This window comes from Pseudomonas auratipiscis (assembly GCF_036324085.1).
GTDB lineage: Bacteria > Pseudomonadota > Gammaproteobacteria > Pseudomonadales > Pseudomonadaceae > Aquipseudomonas > Aquipseudomonas auratipiscis.
In genome coordinates, this window is sequence record NZ_JAZDCU010000005.1 from 234,248 (window position 1) to 257,022 (window position 22,775).

19 protein-coding genes are annotated in these 22,775 nt (G+C 59.4%); 13 read left to right on the forward strand and 6 right to left on the reverse strand.

Annotated elements, in window-relative coordinates; all coding sequences use genetic code 11:
* The first annotated feature begins 105 nt into the window (after nt 1-105).
* A complete protein-coding gene (locus V0R60_RS26955; protein ID WP_371922304.1) occupies nt 106-834 on the forward strand; it encodes a methyl-accepting chemotaxis protein in 729 nt (242 codons plus the stop codon).
* Nucleotides 835-899: 65 nt separating this feature from the next.
* Here V0R60_RS26955 and V0R60_RS09435 read toward each other — a convergent pair whose 3' ends face one another.
* Nucleotides 900-1,940 (reverse strand): threonine aldolase family protein, encoded by a 1,041-nt coding sequence (locus tag V0R60_RS09435; RefSeq protein WP_136474130.1) that lies wholly within the window; start codon nt 1,938-1,940, stop codon nt 900-902.
* Between the two features lie 251 nt (nt 1,941-2,191).
* Between V0R60_RS09435 and glyA the strand changes: the two genes are divergently transcribed.
* From glyA to V0R60_RS09475, 8 genes are all read left to right on the forward strand, one after another.
* Nucleotides 2,192-3,445, forward strand: a complete 1,254-nt coding sequence (glyA, locus tag V0R60_RS09440) for a serine hydroxymethyltransferase (RefSeq protein WP_330079226.1) — start codon at nt 2,192-2,194, stop codon at nt 3,443-3,445.
* Between the two features lie 20 nt (nt 3,446-3,465).
* Nucleotides 3,466-4,716, forward strand: coding sequence for a sarcosine oxidase subunit beta family protein (locus V0R60_RS09445; RefSeq protein WP_136474132.1), 1,251 nt, complete (start codon nt 3,466-3,468; stop codon nt 4,714-4,716).
* A gap of 14 nt (nt 4,717-4,730) precedes the next feature.
* Nucleotides 4,731-5,060, forward strand: a complete 330-nt coding sequence (locus V0R60_RS09450) for a sarcosine oxidase subunit delta (RefSeq protein WP_136474133.1) — start codon at nt 4,731-4,733, stop codon at nt 5,058-5,060.
* Nucleotides 5,057-8,074, forward strand: coding sequence for a sarcosine oxidase subunit alpha (locus V0R60_RS09455; protein ID WP_330079227.1), 3,018 nt, complete (start codon nt 5,057-5,059; stop codon nt 8,072-8,074). The genes V0R60_RS09450 and V0R60_RS09455 overlap by 4 nt, the downstream gene beginning before the upstream one ends.
* Before the next feature lie 100 nt (nt 8,075-8,174).
* Nucleotides 8,175-8,807, forward strand: a complete 633-nt coding sequence (locus V0R60_RS09460; protein ID WP_330079228.1) for a sarcosine oxidase subunit gamma — start codon at nt 8,175-8,177, stop codon at nt 8,805-8,807.
* 11 nt (nt 8,808-8,818) lie between these two features.
* Nucleotides 8,819-9,676 (forward strand): formyltetrahydrofolate deformylase, encoded by an 858-nt coding sequence (purU, locus tag V0R60_RS09465; protein ID WP_330079229.1) that lies wholly within the window; start codon nt 8,819-8,821, stop codon nt 9,674-9,676.
* A 110-nt stretch (nt 9,677-9,786) separates the two neighbouring features.
* Nucleotides 9,787-10,986: a formaldehyde dehydrogenase, glutathione-independent gene (gene fdhA / locus V0R60_RS09470; protein ID WP_136474137.1), complete on the forward strand. Its 1,200-nt coding sequence runs from the start codon at nt 9,787-9,789 to the stop codon at nt 10,984-10,986.
* A gap of 216 nt (nt 10,987-11,202) precedes the next feature.
* A complete protein-coding gene (locus V0R60_RS09475) occupies nt 11,203-11,769 on the forward strand; it encodes a DUF2780 domain-containing protein (protein ID WP_330079230.1) in 567 nt (188 codons plus the stop codon).
* A gap of 6 nt (nt 11,770-11,775) precedes the next feature.
* On the opposite strand, the gene V0R60_RS09480 is transcribed toward V0R60_RS09475, so the two are convergent.
* On the reverse strand, nt 11,776-13,140 hold the full coding sequence (locus tag V0R60_RS09480) for an APC family permease (protein ID WP_330079231.1): 1,365 nt from the start codon (nt 13,138-13,140) through the stop codon (nt 11,776-11,778).
* Between the two features lie 116 nt (nt 13,141-13,256).
* Nucleotides 13,257-14,174 (reverse strand): acyltransferase, encoded by a 918-nt coding sequence (locus tag V0R60_RS09485; protein ID WP_330079232.1) that lies wholly within the window; start codon nt 14,172-14,174, stop codon nt 13,257-13,259.
* A gap of 180 nt (nt 14,175-14,354) precedes the next feature.
* Here V0R60_RS09485 and rloA2 point away from each other — a divergent pair, with 180 nt between their 5' ends.
* From rloA2 to creD, 4 genes are all read left to right on the forward strand, one after another.
* On the forward strand, nt 14,355-14,858 hold the full coding sequence (rloA2, locus tag V0R60_RS09490; protein ID WP_136474141.1) for a retropepsin-like aspartic peptidase RloA2: 504 nt from the start codon (nt 14,355-14,357) through the stop codon (nt 14,856-14,858).
* Nucleotides 14,859-14,970: 112 nt separating this feature from the next.
* Nucleotides 14,971-15,654 (forward strand): two-component system response regulator CreB, encoded by a 684-nt coding sequence (gene creB, locus V0R60_RS09495; protein WP_136474142.1) that lies wholly within the window; start codon nt 14,971-14,973, stop codon nt 15,652-15,654.
* Nucleotides 15,654-17,087: a two-component system sensor histidine kinase CreC gene (gene creC / locus V0R60_RS09500; RefSeq protein WP_330079233.1), complete on the forward strand. Its 1,434-nt coding sequence runs from the start codon at nt 15,654-15,656 to the stop codon at nt 17,085-17,087. The genes creB and creC overlap by 1 nt, the downstream gene beginning before the upstream one ends.
* Before the next feature lie 95 nt (nt 17,088-17,182).
* Nucleotides 17,183-18,517 (forward strand): cell envelope integrity protein CreD, encoded by a 1,335-nt coding sequence (gene creD / locus V0R60_RS09505; protein ID WP_330079234.1) that lies wholly within the window; start codon nt 17,183-17,185, stop codon nt 18,515-18,517.
* Nucleotides 18,518-18,637: 120 nt separating this feature from the next.
* Here creD and V0R60_RS09510 read toward each other — a convergent pair whose 3' ends face one another.
* The 3 genes from V0R60_RS09510 to V0R60_RS09520 form a co-directional block, all read right to left on the reverse strand.
* On the reverse strand, nt 18,638-19,267 hold the full coding sequence (locus V0R60_RS09510) for a glutathione S-transferase (RefSeq protein ID WP_330079235.1): 630 nt from the start codon (nt 19,265-19,267) through the stop codon (nt 18,638-18,640).
* Between the two features lie 9 nt (nt 19,268-19,276).
* Nucleotides 19,277-19,942 (reverse strand): peptide-methionine (S)-S-oxide reductase MsrA, encoded by a 666-nt coding sequence (gene msrA / locus V0R60_RS09515; protein WP_136474146.1) that lies wholly within the window; start codon nt 19,940-19,942, stop codon nt 19,277-19,279.
* 69 nt (nt 19,943-20,011) lie between these two features.
* Nucleotides 20,012-22,705, reverse strand: coding sequence for a putative bifunctional diguanylate cyclase/phosphodiesterase (locus tag V0R60_RS09520; RefSeq protein ID WP_136474147.1), 2,694 nt, complete (start codon nt 22,703-22,705; stop codon nt 20,012-20,014).
* Between the last annotated feature and the right edge of the window lie 70 nt (nt 22,706-22,775).

Here is a 22,775-nt window from a genome sequence, read left to right on the forward strand (position 1 = left end):
GAAGTGCTGCGCACCAGCGAGCGTTTGCACAGGGCTGTTGCACAAGTGACCCAGGTGGTGGACAACACTGCCGAACGTTCCGGACGTCAGCAGGAAATGACCGAGATGGTCGCCACGGCGGTGCATGAAATGGGCCTTACCGTACAGGACATTGCCCAGAATGCTGGCAATGCCGCGCAGGCATCGGAAACAGCCCGCACAGAAGCGCTCGAGGCGCGTGAAGTGGTCCGGCGCTCGATTGCCCATATAGAGGGCATGTCGGGTGAGATTGGCCAGGCCGCCCACGCCGTGGGTGAATTGGCCAATGAAGTGGCATCGATTGACGAAGTATTGGCAGTGATTCGCAGTATTTCCGAGCAAACCAACCTGCTGGCGCTCAATGCAGCCATTGAAGCTGCACGGGCAGGTGAGATGGGCCGCGGCTTTGCCGTGGTTGCCGACGAGGTGCGCACATTGGCCCGGCGTACCCAGGTGTCTACCGATGAAGTGCAGCAGATGATCCTGCGTCTGAAGCACGGCGCCGGTAGCGCTGTGGCGTCGATGCAGGCTGGGCAGGTGGCAACGGGCACCGGGGTGCAATCCAGCCAGCAGACCGGCGCTTCACTGAGCACCATTACCGATAAGGTCGAACACATCAGCGATATGAACCATCAAGTGGCGACGGCAACTGAAGAGCAGTCGGCGGTGACTGAAGAGATCAATCGTACTGTTCAGGGGATATCCGATCTGGCGCGGCAAACAGCGTCGGAAGTGCAGGGGTGTCGAGAGGAATGCCAGGCACTGCGCGGCTTGGCGGATGACCTGGCGCGGCAGATGGGCGGCTTCAGGTTGTAGATCGATGCGTGGGGCAAGCTGGCTCGTGCAACTGCGACGACTCGGCTTGCCCCACGATATGGCTGTCAGGCACTCATCACTTGACGGATGTCCGCTGCCAGCTCCCGCACCCGCGCCTCTTCGGTGTCCCACGAGCACATGAACCGTGCGCCACCGCTGCCGATGAAGGTGTAGAAGCGCCAGCCCTTGTTGCGCAAGGCTTCCAAAGCAGGTTCGGACATCTGCAGGAACACCCCGTTGGCTTCGACCGGGAACATCAGCTCCACGCCCGGCACGTCGCTCACCAGTTGGCTGAGCAACTGTGCGCAGCGGTTGGCGTGGGCGCCGTATTTGAGCCAGGCGTCACCTTCGAGCAGGCCCACCCAAGGGGCAGACAGAAAACGCATTTTCGAAGCCAACTGACCGGCCTGCTTGCAGCGGTAGTCGAAATCCTCAGCCAGATCGCGATTGAAGAACAGGATCGCTTCACCCACGGCCATGCCGTTTTTGGTGCCACCAAAGCACAATACATCGACGCCGGCTTTCCAGGTCAGCTCGGCAGGCGAGCAGCCAAGGTAGGCGCAGGCGTTGCTGAAGCGGGCGCCGTCCATGTGCAGGTTCAGTCCCAGCTCTTTGCAGGTGGCACTGATTGCCTTGAGTTCGTCCGGGCGGTAGACGCTGCCCACCTCGGTGGCTTGGGTAATGGTGACCACGCGTGGCTTGGGGTAGTGGATGTCCTGGCGTTTCAGCGCGACTTCACGAATCGATTCGGGAGTCAGCTTGCCGGCCACGCTGCGGGCAGTCAGTAGTTTTGAGCCGTTGGAGAAGAACTCCGGAGCGCCGCATTCGTCGGTTTCGACGTGGGCGGTTTCTGAGCAGATTACGCTGTGATAGCTCTGGCACAAGGACGACAGCGCCAGCGAGTTGGCCGCGGTGCCGTTGAAGGCGAAGAACACTTCGCAGTCGGTTTCGAACAGTTTGCGAAAGTACTCGGCGGCACGGGCAGTCCATTGGTCGTCGCCGTAGGAACGGTCGTGACCCTGGTTGGCTTTTTCCATCGCGGCCCAGGCTTCCGGGCAGATACCTGAGTAGTTGTCGCTGGCGAATTGCTGGCTTTGATCTGTCATGACACTGTCCTGTGAACGACGCAGATCAGCACTCTAAACCAAGAAATGTGGCGTCGCCTATACAAAGCATCGGGGGGAAGCCTGCTCCTGGCTAGCGCGGTTGGAGCGGGCTTGTCCTGCGATGAGGCTGCATGTCGTAAACGCACCACTGCAAGGCGTGCGTAGGCATCTAGGCTGTCTGCGTCGGTCATACCATCGCTGAAAAGGGCAATTGCCCCATAAGAACCGATGCCGCTGCCGGGAGAGACGCAATGTTCAGCAAGCAAGACCAGATCCAGGGTTACGACGATGCACTGCTGGCGGCGATCAATGCCGAAGAGCAACGCCAGGAAGATCACATTGAACTGATCGCCTCGGAGAACTACACCAGCAAGCGCGTCATGCAGGCCCAAGGCAGCGGCCTGACCAACAAATACGCTGAAGGCTATCCCGGCAAGCGCTACTACGGCGGTTGCGAGCATGTGGACAAAGTCGAGCAACTGGCTATCGATCGCGCCAAGCAATTGTTCGGCGCCGACTATGCCAACGTCCAGCCGCATTCAGGCTCTTCGGCCAACAGCGCAGTGTACCTGGCTCTGTTGCAAGCGGGTGACACCATCCTCGGCATGAGCCTGGCGCATGGCGGTCACTTGACCCACGGTGCCAAGGTGTCGTCTTCGGGCAAGTTGTACAACGCCGTGCAGTACGGCATCGATACCGACACTGGGCTGATCGACTACGACGAAGTCGAACGCCTGGCGGTGGAAAACCAGCCGAAGATGATCGTTGCCGGTTTCTCGGCTTACTCGAAAACTCTCGATTTTCCACGTTTTCGTCAGATCGCTGACAAGGTCGGGGCCTACCTGTTCGTCGACATGGCGCACGTTGCCGGCCTGGTTGCCGCGGACCTCTATCCAAACCCGCTGCCATATGCCGACGTGGTCACTACCACGACACACAAAACCCTGCGTGGTCCGCGTGGCGGCCTGATCCTCGCGCGCAGCAACGAGGAAATCGAGAAGAAGCTCAATGCAGCCGTATTCCCTGGCGCACAGGGTGGCCCGCTGATGCATGTGATCGCGGCCAAGGCGGTGTGCTTCAAGGAAGCTCTGGAACCTGGCTTCAAGGCCTATCAGCAGCAGGTCATCGACAATGCCCAGGCCATGGCCAAGGTGTTCATCGAACGCGGTTTCGATGTGGTGTCCGGCGGCACCGACAACCACTTGTTCCTGGTCAGCCTGATTCGCCAGGGCCTGACCGGCAAGGATGCCGACGCTGCCCTGGGCCGTGCGCACATCACCGTCAACAAGAACGCCGTCCCGAATGACCCGCAGTCACCGTTCGTCACTTCTGGCCTGCGGATCGGCACCCCGGCCGTCACCAGCCGTGGCTTCAAGGTGGCCCAGTGTGAAGAGCTGGCAGGCTGGATCTGCGACATTCTCGATAACCTCGGTGATGCCGATGTCGAGGCCGATGTTGCGAAGAACGTGTCGGCACTGTGTGCAGATTTTCCGGTTTATCGCTGAGTGGTCCAGGAGTGAAAACTATGCAACGTTACTCGGGCTTCGGCCTCTTCAAACACTCGCTCAGCCATCACGAAAACTGGCAGCGCATGTGGCGCACGCCGACCCCGAAAAAGGTCTACGACGTGGTCATCGTCGGCGGTGGCGGGCATGGTCTGGCCACTGCCTACTACCTGGCCAAGCAACACGGCATCACCAACGTTGCAGTGGTCGAGAAGGGCTGGCTGGGCGGTGGCAACACTGCACGCAACACCACCATCGTGCGCTCCAACTATTTGTGGGACGAGTCGGCGCACCTTTATGAACACGCCATGAAGCTTTGGGAAGGCTTGTCTCAGGACATCAACTACAACGTGATGTTCTCCCAGCGCGGGGTCTACAACCTGTGCCACACCCTGCAGGACATGCGTGATTCGGAACGTCGGGTCAGTGCCAACCGCCTCAACGGTGTCGATGGCGAACTGCTCAATGCCCAGCAGGTCGCCGACGAGATTCCTTACCTGGACTGCTCGAAGAACACCCGCTACCCCATCATCGGTGCCACCGTGCAGCGGCGCGGTGGCGTCGCCCGTCATGACGCCGTGGCCTGGGGCTTTGCCCGCGCCGCCGACGCCTTGGGCGTTGACCTGATCCAGCAGACCGAAGTGATCGGTTTTCGCAAGGAAAACGGCGTGGTCATCGGGGTCGAGACCAACAAGGGCTTCATCGGCGCCAAGCGCGTCGGTGTGGTCACCGCAGGTAACTCCGGGCACATGGCCAAGCTTGCCGGCTTCCGTCTGCCGATCGAATCGCATCCGCTGCAGGCACTGGTGTCCGAGCCGCTCAAGCCGATCATCGACAGTGTGATCATGTCCAACGCCGTGCATGGCTACATCAGCCAATCCGACAAGGGCGATCTGGTCATCGGTGCCGGTATCGATGGATGGGTCGGCTACGGTCAGCGCGGTTCCTACCCGGTAATCGAGCACACCTTGCAAGCCATCGTCGAAATGTTCCCGATTCTTTCGCGGGTGCGCATGAACCGCCAGTGGGGCGGCATCGTCGACACCACGCCGGACGCTTGCCCGATCATCTCCAAGACCCCAGTCAAGAACATGTTCTTCAACTGTGGCTGGGGCACCGGTGGCTTCAAGGCCACGCCGGGTTCGGGCAACGTCTTTGCCGCCAGTCTGGCCAAGGGCGAAATGCACCCGCTGGCCAAACCTTTTTCCATCGACCGTTTCCACAACGGCGCACTGATCGACGAACACGGCGCTGCCGCTGTCGCCCACTAACAGGAGAAGTCCCCATGTTGCATATCTTCTGTCCCCACTGCGGCGAGCTGCGCTCCGAGGAAGAGTTCCACGCTGCAGGCCAGGCGCATATTCCGCGGCCGCTGGACCCTAACGCCTGCTCCGACGAGGAGTGGGGCGATTACATGTTCTTTCGCGACAACCCCCGCGGCCTGCACCACGAGCTGTGGATACACGCTGCCGGATGCCGCCAGTACTTCAATGCCACCCGTGACACGGTGACCTACGAAATTCTGGAAACCTATCCGATCGGCGCCAAGCCGCAAGTGACCGGCAAAAGCACCAGCCCGCAGTTGGCAGTCAGTGGTCAGGGAGAAAAGGTATGAGCCAGGTCTATCGCCTGTCCAACGGCGGTCGTATTGATCGCAGCAAAGTGTTGAACTTCACTTTCAACGGCCAGACCTATCAGGGCTACGCCGGTGACACCCTGGCTGCAGCATTGCTGGCCAACGGCGTGGATATTGTCGGGCGCAGTTTCAAGTACTCGCGTCCTCGCGGGATCATTGCCGCAGGCTCCGAAGAACCGAACGCGATCCTGCAGATCGGTGCGACCGAAGCCACCCAGGTACCAAACGTGCGTGCCACTCAGCAGGCGCTGTATGCGGGTCTGGTGGCCACCAGCACCAACGGCTGGCCGAGCGTGAACACCGACATGATGGGGATTCTCGGCAAGGTAGGCGGCAAGTTGATGCCACCGGGTTTTTACTACAAGACCTTCATGTATCCGCAGTCATTCTGGATGACTTACGAGAAGTACATCCGCAAGGCAGCGGGCCTTGGTCGCGCGCCCCTGGAAAACGATCCGGACAGTTACGACTACATGAGTCAGCACTGCGATGTATTGATCGTTGGCGCAGGTCCCGCCGGTCTGGCGGCGGCGTTGGCAGCGGGCCGTAGCGGCGCGCGGGTGATTCTTGCCGATGAACAGGAAGAGTTCGGCGGCAGCCTGCTCGACAGCCGTGAGAGCCTTGATGGCAAGCCTGCAGCTGAATGGGTTGCTGCTGTTGTAGCCGAACTCAAAGGCATGCGTGAAGTCACCCTGTTACCTCGGGCGACGGTCAATGGCTATCACGATCACAACTTCCTCACCATTCACGAGCGCCTGACCGACCACCTCGGCGACCGTGCGCCGATAGGTAGCGTGCGCCAGCGTATGCATCGGGTGCGGGCCAAGCGTGTGGTCCTGGCAACCGGCGCTCATGAACGTCCGCTGGTGTATGGCAACAACGATGTGCCGGGCAATATGCTTGCCGGTGCGGTCTCTACCTATGTGCGTCGTTATGGTGTCGCGCCGGGCCGTAACATGGTGCTGTCGACCAATAACGACCACGCCTACCGTGTGGCCCTGGACTGGCACGACGCGGGCCTGAAAGTGGTCGCCATCGCCGACGCCCGCCACAACCCTCGTGGATCGCTGGTGGAAGAGGCGCGGGCCAAGGGCATTCGGATTCTCACCTCCAGTGCGGTCATCGAGTCCCGCGGCAGCAAGCACGTAACCGCTGCGCGCGTGGCCGCGATTGACGTCAATGCACATAAAGTCACCAGCCCGGGCGAATGGCTGGACTGCGATCTGGTGGCCACCTCCGGCGGCTACAGCCCGGTGGTGCATCTGGCTTCGCACTTGGGCGGCAAGCCGACCTGGCGTGAAGACATTCTTGGCTTCGTGCCCGGTGATGCACCGCAAAAACGCGTGTGTGTCGGTGGCATCAATGGCGTTTTCGCCTTGGGCGATTCGCTGGCTGATGGCTACGAAGGTGGTGTGCGCGCTGCAAGTGAAGCGGGGTTCAAGGCTGTGTCGGGGACGCTTCCAAAAGTCTTGGCGCGTCAGGAAGAAGCGACGATCGCGCTGTTCCAGGTACCCCACGACAAGAACACTGCGCGGGCGCCGAAGCAATTCGTCGACCAGCAGAACGACGTGACCGCTGCAGCTATCGAACTGGCCACGCGGGAAGGCTTCGAATCGGTCGAGCACGTTAAACGCTATACCGCGCTGGGCTTTGGTACCGACCAGGGCAAGCTGGGCAATATCAATGGTCTGGCCATTGCTGCCCGCTCGATGGGCATCACCATTGCGCAGATGGGCACCACCATGTTCCGACCCAACTACACGCCGGTCACCTTCGGCGCCGTGGCAGGGCGGCATTGCGGGCATCTTTTCGAACCGGTGCGCTTCACCGCACTGCATGCCTGGCACCTGAGAAACGGTGCCGAGTTTGAAGACGTTGGGCAGTGGAAGCGGCCATGGTACTTCCCGCGCAATGGCGAAGACATTCATGCCGCGGTTGCTCGTGAATGCAAGGCCGTGCGCGACAGCGTCGGCCTGCTCGACGCCTCGACCCTGGGCAAGATCGACATCCAGGGCCCGGACGCACGTGAGTTCCTCAACCGTATCTACACCAACGCCTGGACCAAGCTGGATGTGGGCAAGGCCCGTTATGGCCTGATGTGCAAGGAAGACGGCATGGTCTTCGACGATGGCGTGACCGCCTGTGTCGGCGAAAACCATTTCATCATGACCACCACCACGGGCGGCGCGGCGCGTGTACTGCAGTGGCTGGAAATTTATCAGCAGACCGAATGGCCTGACTTGAAGGTGTACTTCACCTCTGTCACCGACCACTGGGCGACCCTGACCCTGTCTGGGCCAAACAGCCGCAAACTGCTGAGTGAAGTCAGCGACATCGACCTGGACAAGGACGCTTTCCCGTTCATGACCTGGAAAGAAGGTCTGGTCGCTGGCGTACCGGCGCGGGTATTCCGTATTTCCTTCACCGGGGAGCTTTCGTACGAGGTCAACATCCAGGCCAACTACGCTATGGGCGTGCTGGAGAAAATCGCCGAGGCTGGCAAGCAGTACAACCTCACCCCTTATGGCACCGAGACCATGCACGTCCTGAGGGCCGAGAAGGGTTTCATCATCGTCGGCCAGGACACCGATGGCTCGATGACGCCGGATGACTTGAACATGGGCTGGTGTGTAGGCCGGACCAAGCCGTTCTCATGGATCGGCTGGCGCGGTATGAACCGTGAGGATTGCGTGCGGGAAAATCGTAAACAGTTGGTCGGCCTCAAGCCTGTGGACCCGACCAAATGGCTGCCTGAAGGTGCGCAGTTGGTCTTCGATCCGAAGCAACCGATTCCGATGGACATGGTCGGTCACGTCACCTCCAGCTACGCCAGTAACTCCCTGGGCTATTCCTTCGCCATGGGCGTGGTCAAAGGCGGGCTCAAACGTATCGGCGAACGCGTCTACTCGCCGCAGGCGGATGGCAGCGTAATCGAGGCAGAGATCTGCTCCTCGGTGTTCTTCGATCCAAAGGGTGAGCGGCAGAACATCTAGGAGCAGCACTGACCCGCGGTGACTTCGCTGCAGCCGGCAGCGCATCGCGGGACAAGTCCGCTGCTACTGGCAGGTCCACAGAATTCAAGGCAGGTGAGTAATGAGCACGATCAACGTTTACCAGCAACGCCCAGGCAACGACGTCAAGGCAGAGTCGCCACTGCATCACGCCGACCTGTCCAGCCTGGTCGGCAAAGGCCGCAGGAACGCCGGGGTAACTCTGCGCGAGCATAAGTTTTTGGGTCATTTGACCTTGCGTGGCGATGGCCGTGATCCGGCTTTTGCTGGTGGTGTATTCAAGGCCTTGGGGTTGGAGTTGCCGGTGGCACTGACCGTAGTTGCCAATGGCGAGATGTCGCTGCAGTGGCTTGGTCCGGACGAATGGCTGCTGATCGTTGCCGGTGGTCAGGAGTTTGCCGTCGAACAGAAACTGCGTGATGCCCTCGAGGGCCAGCATATCCAGGTGGTCAATGTCAGTGGCGGGCAAACCCTGTTGGAACTGAGCGGCCCGAATGTTCGCGAAGTGCTGATGAAGTCCACCAGCTACGATGTACATCCAAACAACTTTCCCGTCGGCAAGGCCGTGGGCACAGTGTTCGCCAAGTCGCAATTGGTGATCCGCCGAACCGGCGAGGAAACCTGGGAGCTGCTGATTCGTCGTAGCTTCTCCGACTACTGGTGGTTGTGGCTGCAGGACGCAGCGGCTGAATACGGTTTGAGCATCGAGGCCTAGGGAGCGAGATCATGAGCCGAGCACCGGACACCTGGATTCTTACCGCTGACTGTCCGAGCCTGCTCGGCACTGTGGATGTGGTGACCCGATATTTGTACGAGCAGCATTGCTATGTCACCGAGCACCATTCGTTCGATGACCGTTTGTCTGGGCGCTTCTTCATTCGGGTGGAGTTCCGCCAGTCGGAGGACTTCGATGAGGTCAATTTCCGCGCCGGCCTTGCCGAGCGTGGCGAAGCCTTCGGCATGCTGTTCGAGCTGACTGCGCCCAAGCATCGGCCGAAAGTAGTGATCATGGTTTCCAAAGCTGACCACTGCCTCAACGACCTGCTTTACCGCCAGCGCATCGGGCAGTTGAGCATGGACGTTGTGGCGGTGATCTCCAACCACCCCGACCTTGAGCCGTTGGCTCAGTGGCACCGTATTCCCTATTACCACTTCGCCCTTGATCCGCACGACAAACCGGCGCAAGAACGCAAGGTGCTGCAGGTAATCGAGGCGTCTGGGGCAGAGCTGGTGATTCTTGCCCGCTACATGCAAGTACTGTCGCCAGAGTTGTGCCGCAAGCTCGATGGTTGGGCGATCAACATCCATCACTCCCTGCTTCCCGGCTTCAAGGGCGCCAAGCCTTATCACCAGGCTTACAACAAGGGCGTGAAACTGGTCGGGGCCACGGCCCATTACATCAACAACGACCTCGACGAAGGGCCGATCATCGCGCAGGGCGTGGAATCGGTCGACCACAGTCATTATCCCGAAGACCTGATCGCCAAGGGTCGTGACATCGAGTGCCTCACGTTGGCGCGGGCGGTGGGCTATCACATCGAGCGACGGGTGTTTTTGAACGCCAACCGCACGGTCGTGCTTTGATCGCGGGGCAAGCCCTGCAATAGAAACAACAGATTCCAGTAATACAGCGCCGCCTGCGGGCTGCGCACTTTGCACCGCTACATAACAACAAACTTTAGCGAGGTAAAAGCATGTCTGGTAATCGTGGTGTCGTGTATCTGGGCGGCGGTAAGGTCGAGGTGCAAAAAATTGACTACCCGAAAATGCAGGATCCGCGTGGCAAGAAGATCGAGCACGGGGTGATTCTGAGGGTGGTCTCCACCAACATCTGCGGCTCAGACCAGCACATGGTGCGTGGCCGCACCACAGCCCAGGTCGGTCTGGTGCTGGGCCATGAAATCACCGGTGAGGTGATCGAAAAAGGTCGGGATGTAGAGAACCTGCAGATCGGTGATCTGGTTTCAGTGCCATTCAACGTCGCCTGCGGCCGCTGCCGTTCGTGCAAGGAACAGCACACCGGTGTCTGCCTGACCGTTAACCCGGCGCGTGCCGGGGGTGCCTATGGCTATGTCGACATGGGTGACTGGACCGGTGGCCAGGCCGAGTACGTGCTGGTGCCGTACGCCGACTTCAACTTGCTGAAACTGCCTAACCGCGACAAGGCCATGGAGAAAATCCGCGACCTGACCTGCCTCTCCGACATTCTGCCAACCGGGTACCACGGCGCAGTTACCGCCGGTGTCGGTCCGGGCAGCTCGGTGTACATCGCCGGTGCCGGCCCGGTGGGCCTGGCGGCCGCGGCTTCGGCGCGCTTACTGGGTGCTGCGGTAGTCATTGTCGGAGACGTCAACCCGGTGCGCCTGGCCCACGCCAAGGCTCAAGGTTTTGAAATTGCAGACTTGTCACAGGACACCCCGCTGCATGAGCAGATCGCCAATCTGCTGGGCGAGCCGGAAGTCGATTGCGCGGTCGATGCCGTAGGCTTTGAGGCGCGTGGTCATGGCCATGCCGGTGCCAAGCATGAAGCTCCTGCCACCGTGCTCAATTCACTGATGGGCGTTGTGCGGGTCGCGGGCAAGATCGGCATTCCAGGTCTGTATGTCACCGAAGACCCGGGAGCGGTGGATGCTGCGGCGAAGATCGGTAGCTTGAGCATCCGTTTTGGCCTTGGTTGGGCCAAGTCACATAGCTTCCACACCGGACAAACCCCGGTAATGAAATACAACCGCCAACTGATGCAGGCCATCATGTGGGACCGCATCAACATTGCCGAAGTAGTGGGTGTGCAGGTCATCAGCCTGGATCAGGCGCCTGAAGGCTATGGCGAGTTTGATGCTGGAGTACCGAAGAAGTTTGTGATCGATCCGCACAAACTGTTCAGCGCGGCGTAAGACCATCGCTGGGCGCGGCCGCTCCCACCGCACGTGCATCATTACTCGGTAGAAGCGGGCGTGCCCAGCGATACGCTCAAAGCCACAGCGCATCCCAATGCGGATAATCCCCTGGGTCTTTATGTGGCCCAGGCTCGGCGGCAACCGCGGAACATTCGGCCGTCCGAGCAGTCCAATCCTCGTTTTCCCTGCCTTTACGGCTGACGAGGTCTATTCATGAAACGTTTTGCGCTGGTCACTCTGATGACCCTGGCTGCCAGCTCGGCATTTGCCTTTAATCTCAGCGATGCGGCCAATGCCGTTTCTGCCATGCAAGGCAATAAGGAGGGTGCTGCGGTGCAGGCGCCCGCCGCTTCGGCAAATTTACTCAATACCCTCGGCAGTGAGCTGAAAGTTACCCCTGAGCAAGCCATCGGCGGTACCGGTGCCTTGCTGGGGCTTGCCCGTAATCAGTTGAGCAGCACCGATTACGAACAACTGAGCAAAGCCGTGCCGGGGCTGGATATGCTTTCCGGCGAAAATGCTCTGGGTGGTTTGAGCGGGCTGGGCGATTTGCTTGGCAAGAGCGGTAAGTCGTCGGCGCTGAGCAATGCCCTGGGCGACAACGTTAAAAATACCACTGACCTGAACAATGCTTTCAGTGCCCTGGGCATGGACTCCGGCATGATCGGCCAATTTGCCCCGCTGATTCTGCAGTACCTCGGTCAGCAGGGCGTTGCCGGCTCGCTGCTGCAGAGCCTTGGTGGTCTGTGGGGAACTCCTGCGGCTATACCGTCGGTATAACGCCGCTCAGCCTGCTTCGGAAAAATTCACCAAGCGCACCGGGCGACGGAAGCCGCCCGTGAGCACCAGCAGATATGCCAGGCCCAGGCCGAACCAGCTCAAACCTATGGTCAAGGTCAGGGTCGACAGGCTGGTCCAAAGCCACAGGGTCAGGCTCATGCCCACCAGTGGAACCAGGCCATAACGTAGCAACCCAGACAGGTTGCGATGGCCGGTTTCACTGATCAAGTGCGTGCGAATCACCGCCAGGTTCACCGCCGAGAATGCAACCAGCGCACCGAAGCTGATCAGCGATGCCAAGGTAGCGAGGTCGATGACCAGCGCCAGCAGGGAAAACGCCGAGACCACCAAGGTTGCGACTACGGGGGTGCCGAAGCGCGGCGAAAGTCTGGCGAACCAGCGCTGTGGCAATACGTTGTCGCGGCCCATGGTGTAGAGGATTCGCGATACTGCCGCTTGCGAAGCCAGGGCCGAACCCAGGCTTCCAGCGACAAAGGCTGCGGTGAAGAAGTTGGCCAGGAACTGACCGCCGGCCTTGAACATCACCTCGTTGGCCGCCGCATCGGTATTGGCGAAATGACTTCCTGGCAGCACCAGTTGGCTGATGTAGGCCAGCAGGGTGAACAGCAAGCCGGCGCCCAGCGTCGTGAGGATGATCGCGCGTGGAACGTCACGGCGTGGATCCTTGGTTTCTTCGGCCAGGGTCGACACAGCGTCGAAGCCAAGGAACGACAAACACAGCACTGCTGCACCCGCCATCAACTGAGTAAAGCCTGGCTGGCTGCCATCGCCAAGCAGCGGCGAGAGCACATCGACGGGTGCACCTGCGCCCAGGGTCTTGAACGACAGCGCCACAAAAACACCGATGAAGATGATCTGCGCACCGACAATCAGATTGCTGGCCTTGGCCACCGAGTGAATACCGATCACGTTGAGCACTGTGACCAAGGTGATCGAGCCGAGAATGAGCGTCCACACTGGAATGCTTGGGAAGGCGATATTGAGGAACAGGCCGATGAGCAGGTAATTGATCATCGGAATGAACAGGTAATCGAGCAGCAGCGACCAGCCAGCGAGAAAGCCGACGTTCGCTCCGAACGCCAGATTGGTGTAGGAGTAGGCAGAGCCAGCCACTGGAAAGCGTCGAACCATGAAACTGTAAGACGTCGCAGTGAACAGCATGGCCAGCAGGGTAACCAGATAGGCACCAGCAGTGCGCCCTCCGGTGATTTCGGTAACGATGCCGTAGGTGGTGAATATGGTCAGGGGAACCATGTACACCAAGCCGAAAAACACCAGGGCGGGAAGGCCGAGGACGCGGCGCAGTTGGGCGGAATCTGCCTGGGCAGCATTGCTGGGTTGATTGGCCATTTATCGATCCGAGCGTTTTTGTATTTATTTGTTGCTCGATTTTTATCCAGTTAAATGGCCAATAGCAAAGAAGAATCCCTAATGTTGATTATTAAGACAGGTTTTAATCGAACGCTTCAGGCCTCCGGTCGTGGGCTTGTCCGTGACTGATCAAGCTCCGCTTTCAAGGTCTCGATACGTTGGTCCTTGGCATGCCAAAGTTGGTTGACCCAGTCTTGCACCGCCTGGCGTACAGCGGGATCGTTCTCGTAGTCACCCTTGTACAGAGCCGGATCAAGTTCGCGTACCTGGATATCGATGATGACCTTGGGTACCGCGCCACTGAGCAAATCCCAAAACCCTGGCGCCTTGTCGCCGGGATAAACGATTGTCACGTCGAGCAGAGCGTCCAGTTGCTCGCCCAGCGCTGCGAGGACGAAGGCTACGCCTCCAGCCTTGGGTTTGAGTAGATGTTTGAACGGTGACTGCTGCGCCGCACGTTTGGCTTCGGTAAAGCGTGTGCCCTCAAGGTAATTGACCACGGTGACGGGCTGGCGCTTGAACAATTCACAGGCTGCCTTGGTGATTTCCAGGTCCTGGCCCTTGAGTTGCGGATGCTTATCGAGAAACGCCTTGCTGTAGCGCTTCATAAAAGGGTAGTCCAGCGCCCACCAGGCCAAGCCCAATAGCGGCACCCAGATCAGTTCCTTTTTAAGAAAGAATTTGAAAAAAGGGATACGCCGGTTGAGCACCTGGATCAGCGCCGGGATATCTACCCAGCTTTGGTGGTTACTGATGGCCAGATAAGACGTGTCCAGGCGCAGGCCGTCAGCGCCGCGAACCTCCCATTTGGTGGGAATGCACAAGCGAAAAATAAGTTTGTCGATTTCGGCCCAGGTTTCGGCAATCCACATTACCGCCCAAGAAGCGTAGTCACGGTACCGACCGGGTAAAACCAGTTTGAACAGGGCAAAGACCATCAGTGGGCCGATCAGGACCAAGGTGTTGAGCAGCAACAGCGAGGTCACAAGAATGCCCGTTAGTAAGCGGCGCATAAGAAAGCTCTTATATTCAAGTAGGCGACCGGCAATGATAAGCACCCTAACGGCATACGCCAAATGCTCGGGCCCGGTTGCAGGGCACAAATGTTTCACATTGTGTTGAATAGACTGTTCGCGCGAACCTATCCTGCCTTCGCAGTCTAATCACTGTCTTATCTCAAGGAAGCGGATCCTGTGAAACCTGTACTCGCATTGCTGTCGTTGCTGGCCCTTCCGGTGATGGCTGCTGAACCAACCCTGTATGGCCGTTATGAATACATTACGCTGCCAGAGTTTGGCGGTGAAACCTTGAAAGCCAAGATGGACACCGGCGCACTCACCGCCTCGCTGTCGGCCAAGGACATTGAAATGTTCACCCGTGATGGAGAGGACTGGGTGCGTTTTCGCCTGGCGACCAAGGAATCTGATGGCAAGGTCTATGAACACAAGCTGGCGCGCATCAGCAAGATCAAGAACCGCGCGGACGAAGATGAAGACGGCGAAGGCGCGGAGGTCAGCAAGCGCCCGGTGGTAGACCTTGAACTCTGCCTGGGCGACGTCAAGCGCACGGTGGAGGTGAACCTCACCGACCGAAGCAGCTTCAACTACCCGCTGTTGATCGGCGCCAAGGCCTTGCGCGAGTTCAAGGCCGCGGTGAATCCGGCGCGGCGTTTCACCGCCGGCAAGCCCGAGTGTTGATAGCTGCGTCAGGTTCAGGCGCCGAGCTACAAGCTGCAAGAAAAGGCACTTCAGTGTAACGTCACGCTATCTGCTTCTACTTGAAGCGTGTAGCTTGAGGCTTGCAGCTCCCGTGCCCCACATACTTATCGTTGAAGACGAAGCGGCGATCGCCGACACGCTGATTTTTGCCTTGCAGGGCGATGGCCACAGTACCGAGTGGGTGACACTCGGCAATGCTGCCCTGGAGCAGCAGCGTCTGCGCCCCGCCGACCTGATCATTCTCGACATCGGTTTGCCAGACATCAGCGGTTTTGAGACCTGTCGCCAATTGCGGCGTTTCAGTGACGTACCGGTGATGTTCCTCAGTGCGCGCGACGGTGAAATCGACCGCGTGGTGGGCCTGGAAATCGGTGCTGACGATTATGTGGTCAAGCCGTTCAGTCCACGCGAAGTCGCCGCTCGGGTACGGGCGATTCTCAAGCGTATGGCGCCACGCACTGAACCCGTGAGCAGCGTGGCCGCGGTGTTCCATGTCGATACCCAGCGCATGCAGATCAGCTACCGTGGCCAGGCCTTGAGTCTGACTCGTCATGAGTTTCGTCTGTTGCAGAGTTTGCTGGAGCAACCCGAACGGGTGTTCAGTCGTGAGCAACTGCTCGACGCTGTAGGTGTGGCTGCCGAGGCCGGTTACGAGCGCAATATCGACAGTCACATCAAAAGCCTGAGGGCCAAGCTGCGTCAGGTTGCCGCCGACGCCGAACCGATCCAGACTCATCGCGGTCTTGGCTACAGCTACAGTCCAGGCCATAGCTGATGCGCCTGGGGATTCGGATCTTTCTGGTCTATTTCCTGTTTGTCGGGCTGACCGGTTATTTCATTCTGAGCACGGTGCGTGAGCAGATCCGTCCCGGCGTGCGTCAGTCCACCGAAGAAACCCTGGTGGATACCGCCAACCTGCTGGCCGAGATACTTCACGATGACGTCAAGGCCGGCACCCTGGGTCAGAGCCGTTTGCCACTGCTGTTGCGCGCGTACGGTCAGCGTCAGCCCAGGGCCGATATCTGGGGCTTGTCGAAAAATCAGGTCAACCACCGTATCTATGTAACCGATGCCAAGGGCAAGGTCTTGCTCGACTCCAGTGGCGAGGCCGTGGGCCAGGACTATTCCCGCTGGAATGACGTCTACCTGACGCTTCGCGGTGAGTATGGCGCGCGCTCGACCCGCAGCGACCCGGATGATGCCGAGTCATCGGTCATGCACGTAGCCGCGCCGATTCTCGATGAAGGCAAAGTTATTGGTGTGGTCACTGTGGCCAAGCCGAACAAGTCGCTGCAACCGTACATCGACCGTTCCGAGCGGCGCTTGCTGTATCTGGGGGTGGGTCTGATCGGGCTGGGCTTGCTGGTGGGCGCCGCGTTGTCGTGGTGGCTGGCGCGCTCGTTACGGCGCCTGACACATTACGCCCAGGCCGTCAGTGAAGGCGAGCGCACCACACTGCCGCACTACCGGGGTGGTGAGCTGGGGCAGTTGGCTGCGGCAGTCGAACGGATGCGCACGCAATTGGAAGGCAAGGACTACGTCGAACGCTATGTGCATACGCTGACCCACGAACTCAAGAGTCCACTGGCGGCCATCCGCGGGGCCTCGGAGCTGTTGCAGGGGCCAATGTCGGAGGAACAGCGCCAGCGCTTTGCCGGCAACATCGAAAGCGAAAGTGCGCGCATGCAGCAATTGATCGAGCGCCTGCTCAATCTGGCGCAGGTCGAGCAGATGCAAGCGCTGGAAGAACAGCAACAAGTAGCATTGGCAGCCTTGATCGATGAGTTGTTGCTGGCCCAGAGCGCACGTATCGAGAGCAACCGCTTGCAGGTGCGCCAACGAGTGCCCGCTCAAACCCGACTGCTGTGCGAGCCGTTCCTGATGCGCCAAGCGATTGCCAACTTGCTGGATAACGCCCTGGACTTCACACCACCTGGCGGTTTGCTGCTTTTTGAGTTGGAGCAACACGGTGCGCGCGTGGCCTTGAGTCTGTTCAACCAGGGCGAGGCGATTCCCGAGTACGCCCTGGGCCGTTTGAGCGAGCGTTTTTATTCGCTACCGCGACCACTGAGCGGGCGCAAGAGTACGGGTTTGGGCTTGAACTTCGTCGAGGAGGTGATGCAACTGCATGGTGGCTCGCTGGAGGTCGCCAACGCCGAAGCGGGGGTTCGGGTTCGATTGTGGTTGCCCGCCAAGCGCCTGGGCTGAAACTCCACATACTCTGCACGCAGTCTCCATACAACTTCCCAAGGGCTCCATTTTCAACAAGCAGACTCTGCTTATCGAAACCGGAGCCTTGCTTTATGAACCGAACCTTGAGTATCAAACTGGGCACCATCGCTTTGTTGGTGGTACTTCTGCTTATCCCGCTGCTGATGATCAGTGGCTTGATTGACGAGCGACAGTCGCTGCGTGACGAGGTGATTGAGAACATTGCCCAGAGTGCCAGCTACAGTCAGCAGATCAGCGGTCCGGTGCTGGTGGTGCCGTACCGTAAAACCGAACGAAGCTGGAAGACCGAAGACGGCAAGAGCGTCGAGCAAGCCAAGCAGGTCAGTGGCCTGTTGTACTTTCTGCCGGATACCTTCGAGCTGAAGTCGAACATCGACACCGAGCTGCGCTCACGAGGCATCTATCAGACGCGGTTGTTCCACGCCAACAACAACATCAGCGGTCAATTCAAGGTGCCAGCAAACTGGGGTATTACCGAAGATGTTGACGACTATCGCTTCGACCCCGCGTTTCTGGCCGTGGGCATCAGTGACATCCGCGGCATCGAAAAAGGCTTGCAGCTTCAATTCAACGACCAGCACCTGGATTTTCAGGCCGGTACCACCTTGAGCTGGTTGGGCGGCGGGGTTCACGTGATGCTCGGCGACCTCGACGGCAAGACAGAAACCCGGTTCGACTATGCCTTCGACCTCAGCTTGCAGGGAACCGGTCAGTTTCATGTGTTGCCGGTAGGTCGTAGCACCACCGTCAGCATGGCAGCCAACTGGCCGCATCCAAGTTTTGTCGGCAACTACTTGCCGAGCAGCCGTACGATTGACGCGGGTGGTTTCTCTGCACGCTGGCAGACCTCTTATTTCTCCACCAACCTCAAGGATGCTTTGACGCAATGCGTAGTCAATGCCAGTTGCGAGGAGTTTCGTAGCCGCGCCTTTGGCGTCAGCTTCGTCGACCCGGTGGATCAATACCTCAAGAGTGAACGGGCGATCAAATATGCGCTGCTGTTCATTGCCTTGACCTTCGCCGGATTCTTCCTCTTCGAGATTCTCAAGAACCTCAGCGTGCATCCAATCCAGTACGCATTGGTGGGTGCTGCGCTGGCGTTGTTCTACTTGCTGCTGTTGTCCTTGTCGGAACACCTGGGCTTTGGTCTGGCCTACCTGTTGTCTGCAGGTGCCTGTGTGCTGCTGATCGGCTTCTACCTTTGCCATGTGCTGCACAGTCTGATGCGAGCAGCGGCCTTTGCCGTGGGGTTGGCGGTGCTTTACGCGATGCTGTACGGGCTGCTCAGCGCCGAGGACTATGCACTGTTGATGGGCTCGTTGCTGTTGTTTGGCATGCTCGGTGTATTCATGGTTCTGACCCGTCGCCTGGACTGGTACAGCGTTGGGCCGGGGAGGCAGCAATGAGGGGCTTGCGTGAGGAGCGACGGGTGGGGGCGGTACTGGCTCGGCGGATTGAACGCTGGCTGCATCGCGGGACAAGCCCCCTCCCGCAGTGGGAGGGGGCTCACCCCGCGATAGGGTGGGTCAAGCCGAAGGATCGGTAGCCAACATCGACGCCCGCTGGCTGACCTGGGCATACCAGGTCGCCAGTTGGGGTTGCTGCTCGCGCCAGCCGAAGTCCGGCATGCGCAAGTCCAGATAGCCCAGGGCGCAGGCCACGCCAATGGCAGCGATGTCGAAGGCCGAACTCAGTTCCGCCATGTGCTCTTGTTCAAGGCTTGCCAGGCCGCGACGGATCTTTTCCTGTTGTGCTTCGATCCAGCTGTCCCAGCGCATTTCCTGCGGGCGCAGGAAGGTTTCGTAGCGCGTCAGTACTGCCGCATCCATGATCGCATCGGCCAGTGAGGCAAGGGTCAGGCGATGCCAGCGCGACCAGCCTTCTTTGGGGATCAGTGCAATACCGACATGTTGCTGATCGAGGTACTCACAGATAACCCGGCTGTCGTGAAGCACGCTGCCATCGGCCAGGCGAAGCGCCGGGATCTTCCCTGCAGGATTGCCCTGGTTGAGCTCGGCGACCGGATTGACCGGCGTCAGGTTGACGCTTTGCAGCGTTACCCGATCGATTTGCCCGGTTTCGTGCAGCACCACCATGACCTTGCGAACGAAGGGCGAGGCTGGGGCGTGGAACAGGGTCATGCTTGCTGCGCTCATGTCCGACCCTCAGTTGCCTTGCAGGCTGGGCGGTAGGCATACACCCGTGCCACCGATCCCACAGTAGCCCTCGGGGTTCTTGGCCAGGTATTGCTGGTGGTAGGCCTCGGCGAAGTAGACGGTCGGCGCTTCGGCAATTTCGGTGGTGATTTCGCCGAAGCCGGCCTTGGTCAGTTCAGCCTGGTAGGCCTGCTTGCTTGCTTGAGCTTCTTCTAGTTGCTCGGGCGTGGTGCAGTAGATCACTGAGCGGTACTGAGTGCCGATGTCGTTACCCTGGCGCATGCCCTGTGTCGGGTTGTGCAGTTCCCAGAACATGGCCAACAGGTCGCCGTAGCTGACCTTGTCCTGGTCGTAGACCACCAGCACCACTTCAGTGTGGCCGGTCAGCCCCGAGCAGACTTCTTCGTACGTTGGATTGGGCGTATAGCCGCCAGCGTAGCCAACGACGGTGCTGACGACGCCTTCCCGTTGCCAGAAGCGTCGTTCGGCGCCCCAGAAGCAGCCGAGGCCGAAGATGGCGAAACCGACGTTCTCGAAGAACGGGCCAAGCAACGGTGTGTCTTTGAACACGTAATGCTTTTCTGGCAGGGTCATGGGAGTGTCGCGGCCAGGCAGGGCCTGTTCCGCAGTGGGCAGGACGTTTTTGTTCACCAGGATTTCCGAGCGCAGGACCATAAACCCATTCCTCTTTGAAGTAGGACGATAAGGGATAGAGTCTTAGTGTGCCCGAGTGTTACGCCGCTGTCAGGCGATTGGGCCGCGTGGATAACGCTTGAGCCGCTCAATCAGCTCAGTCCCCGGAATCGGCCGGTCGAAAAGATAGCCCTGGCCAACGTCGCAACGATGACGGCGCAGGAATGCAAGCTGCTCGGCAGTCTCGATGCCTTCGGCAACAACCTTCAACTTGAGGTTATGAGCCATGGCTACCACTGCCGAGGTGATTTCCATGTCGTTCTGATTGGCGGGAATCTCATGAATGAAGCTGCGGTCGATTTTGAGGATGTCGATCGGAAATTTCTTCAGGTAGCTAAGCGAGGAGTAACCAGTGCCGAAGTCGTCCATCGCCAGGGTGAGGCCGAGTTTTTTCAACTGGTCGAGCTGGCGGTGAGTGTCCTCGGTCGCTTCAAGCAGCAGACCTTCAGTCAGTTCCAGTTCCAGCAAGTGGGGGGGTAGGGCTTCTTCTTCGAGAATCTTGGCGATCGAGGCAACCAGATCCGGATCGGAAAACTGCTTGGGCGACAGGTTGATCGCCACTTGCAGATTACCCAGCCCGGCCTTGCTCAACTGCTGGCTCATGCGACAGGCCTGACGGGCGATCCATTTGCCGATCGGAATGATCAGCCCGGTTTCTTCGGCGACGCTGATGAACTGGTCCGGACGAATCATGCCCTTGTCAGGATGATTCCAGCGCAGCAGGGCCTCCAGGCCCAGCAGGCGGCCACTGCGCAGGCACAGTTTGGGCTGGTAGAACACATCCAGTTCATTCTGGGTCAGGGCGCGGCGCAGGTTGTTTTCAACGAATAGTTTGTAGCTGGCTTCGGCGTTCAGCGCCTCGGTGAACACTTGCGCCTGATGCTTGCCATTGGCTTTGGCCTTGTGCAGCGCCAACCCCGCGTTTTTCATCAGGGTTTGCGGGTCGCGACCGTGCAGCGGCGCGCAGGCCAGGCCGACGGAGCCGGTGACGCTGATCAATTGGTTGTCGACGAACATCGGTTTGTCGAGCGTACGCAACAACTGCTGGGCAATCTCCAGACCGCTCTGGATGGTGGTGTCTTCCAGCAATACGGCGAATTCGTTACTGGCAAAACGCGCCAGGCTGCCTCCGGCGCTGAGGCTGTTGCGCAGACGCCGCGCGAGGCTGATCAGCAGCTTGTCACCGGTCTGATGACCGAGGCTGTCGTTGATCCGCTTGAAGTTGTCGATGTCCACCAGCAGCAGGCAAATGGGACTGTCGCTGTCGAGGGCAAAGCGCTCGTCGAGGTTGCGGATGAATGCCGGGCGATTGCCGAGGCTGGTCAAGTTGTCGGTGTAGGCCAGGCGTTCAATGCGTTGCTGGGCCAGCTTGCTCTGGGTGATGTCTTCGTAGATACCGATGTAATGGGTCAGTTCACGGTTGTCACCGTAGACCTTGGAAATCGATAACTGCCCCCAGTATGGCTCCAGGTTCTTGCGTCGGCTTTTGAACTCGCCTTGCCAGCTATTGCTCATGGCCAGGCTCGATTGCGCGTCGAACAACAGCTCGCTGAGGTTTTCCAGCGCAGGCAGCTCCGAAAGCCGGTGGCCGTGGACCTCGTCGGTGCTGTATTGGGTGATGGCGGTGAAGCTGGGGTTGACGTACTCGACCACGCCATCGCGGTTGACCAGCAAAAAGGCGTTGGCGCTTTGTTCTACGGCGCGCTGGAACAGGTACAGGGCGCTGGTGGCGGTACGCCGGTTGTGGTTGTTGATGACCTGCGCGAATTGGTCGGCCAGTTCACCGGCAAAGGCGATTTCGTCGGTCTGCCAGGCCCGCGCCGAGCCGGTCTGCTCCAGGCACAAGACACCAACCACCTGGCCATCGATACGGATACTGGCATCGAGCATGGCATTGATGTCGCGCGGTCGCAGACTCTCGGCCATTTCCCGGGTACGCGGATCGTGGGTCGCGTTGTGTGCGTCGATGGCGCGGCTGGTGTGCAGCGCCTCGAGGTAGTCGGGGAAGTGACTGGCGTCGATGGGCTCTGGCAGGTGGTGTTCCTGAGCTATGCGGTAATAGGCAGAAATCGGCTCCAGACGCTGCCCCTCCAGATACCAGAGGCTTGCGCAGTCGATCTTGTAGATCTCGCAGGCGCTGCGGGTGATCAGTTCGGCGGCTTCAAGCAGCGAGTTGCCGGCGCTGTAGCGATGACGGGCCAGGTGCAGGATCAATTCCTGCTGGGCGCGTACCCGTTCCAGATGTTCGAGCTGTTCCTGCTGGGCTTGCTGATTCAATTGCAGGGCGATCTGCAGGCGGTTGTTGCGGGTTTCCAGGTCGGCAGCGCTAAGATCCGGCCCCTCGCCGGGCTGGGTATCGATCACGGTCAGATAGCCGCGCAGCAATTGACGGTTGTGCTGCTTGTAGGCTTCGCCGATCTCCAGCAGATGCAACGGCCCTTGCGCGGTGTGCAGGGTGTAGCGCACCAGATAGTGCGGACGCTGGCTCAATTGCAACTGGATAGCGTCATGCAGTTTGTAGCGAGCTTCAGGTTCCATCAGGCTGGCATAAGGTGATCCTACCAACGCGCAGAGCTCGACCGCAGCCAGGCCAAATTGGCGTTCACATGTAGGGTCGAGATACAGCAGGGCCCAACTCGCCTCATTCAGCCGTTCGAAACGCAGCATGCCGAGCCGCGAAGGCACGGGCAATTGCGTCACGACCTCGGCCACCATACGGCTGGCGGCATCGGGTTGGCTTTTCATTGAGAACTCGCTTCAAGGAGGCTGTTCGCGAAGATAATGCAATTTGCTACTACGCGTGTTGGCAAGGTTG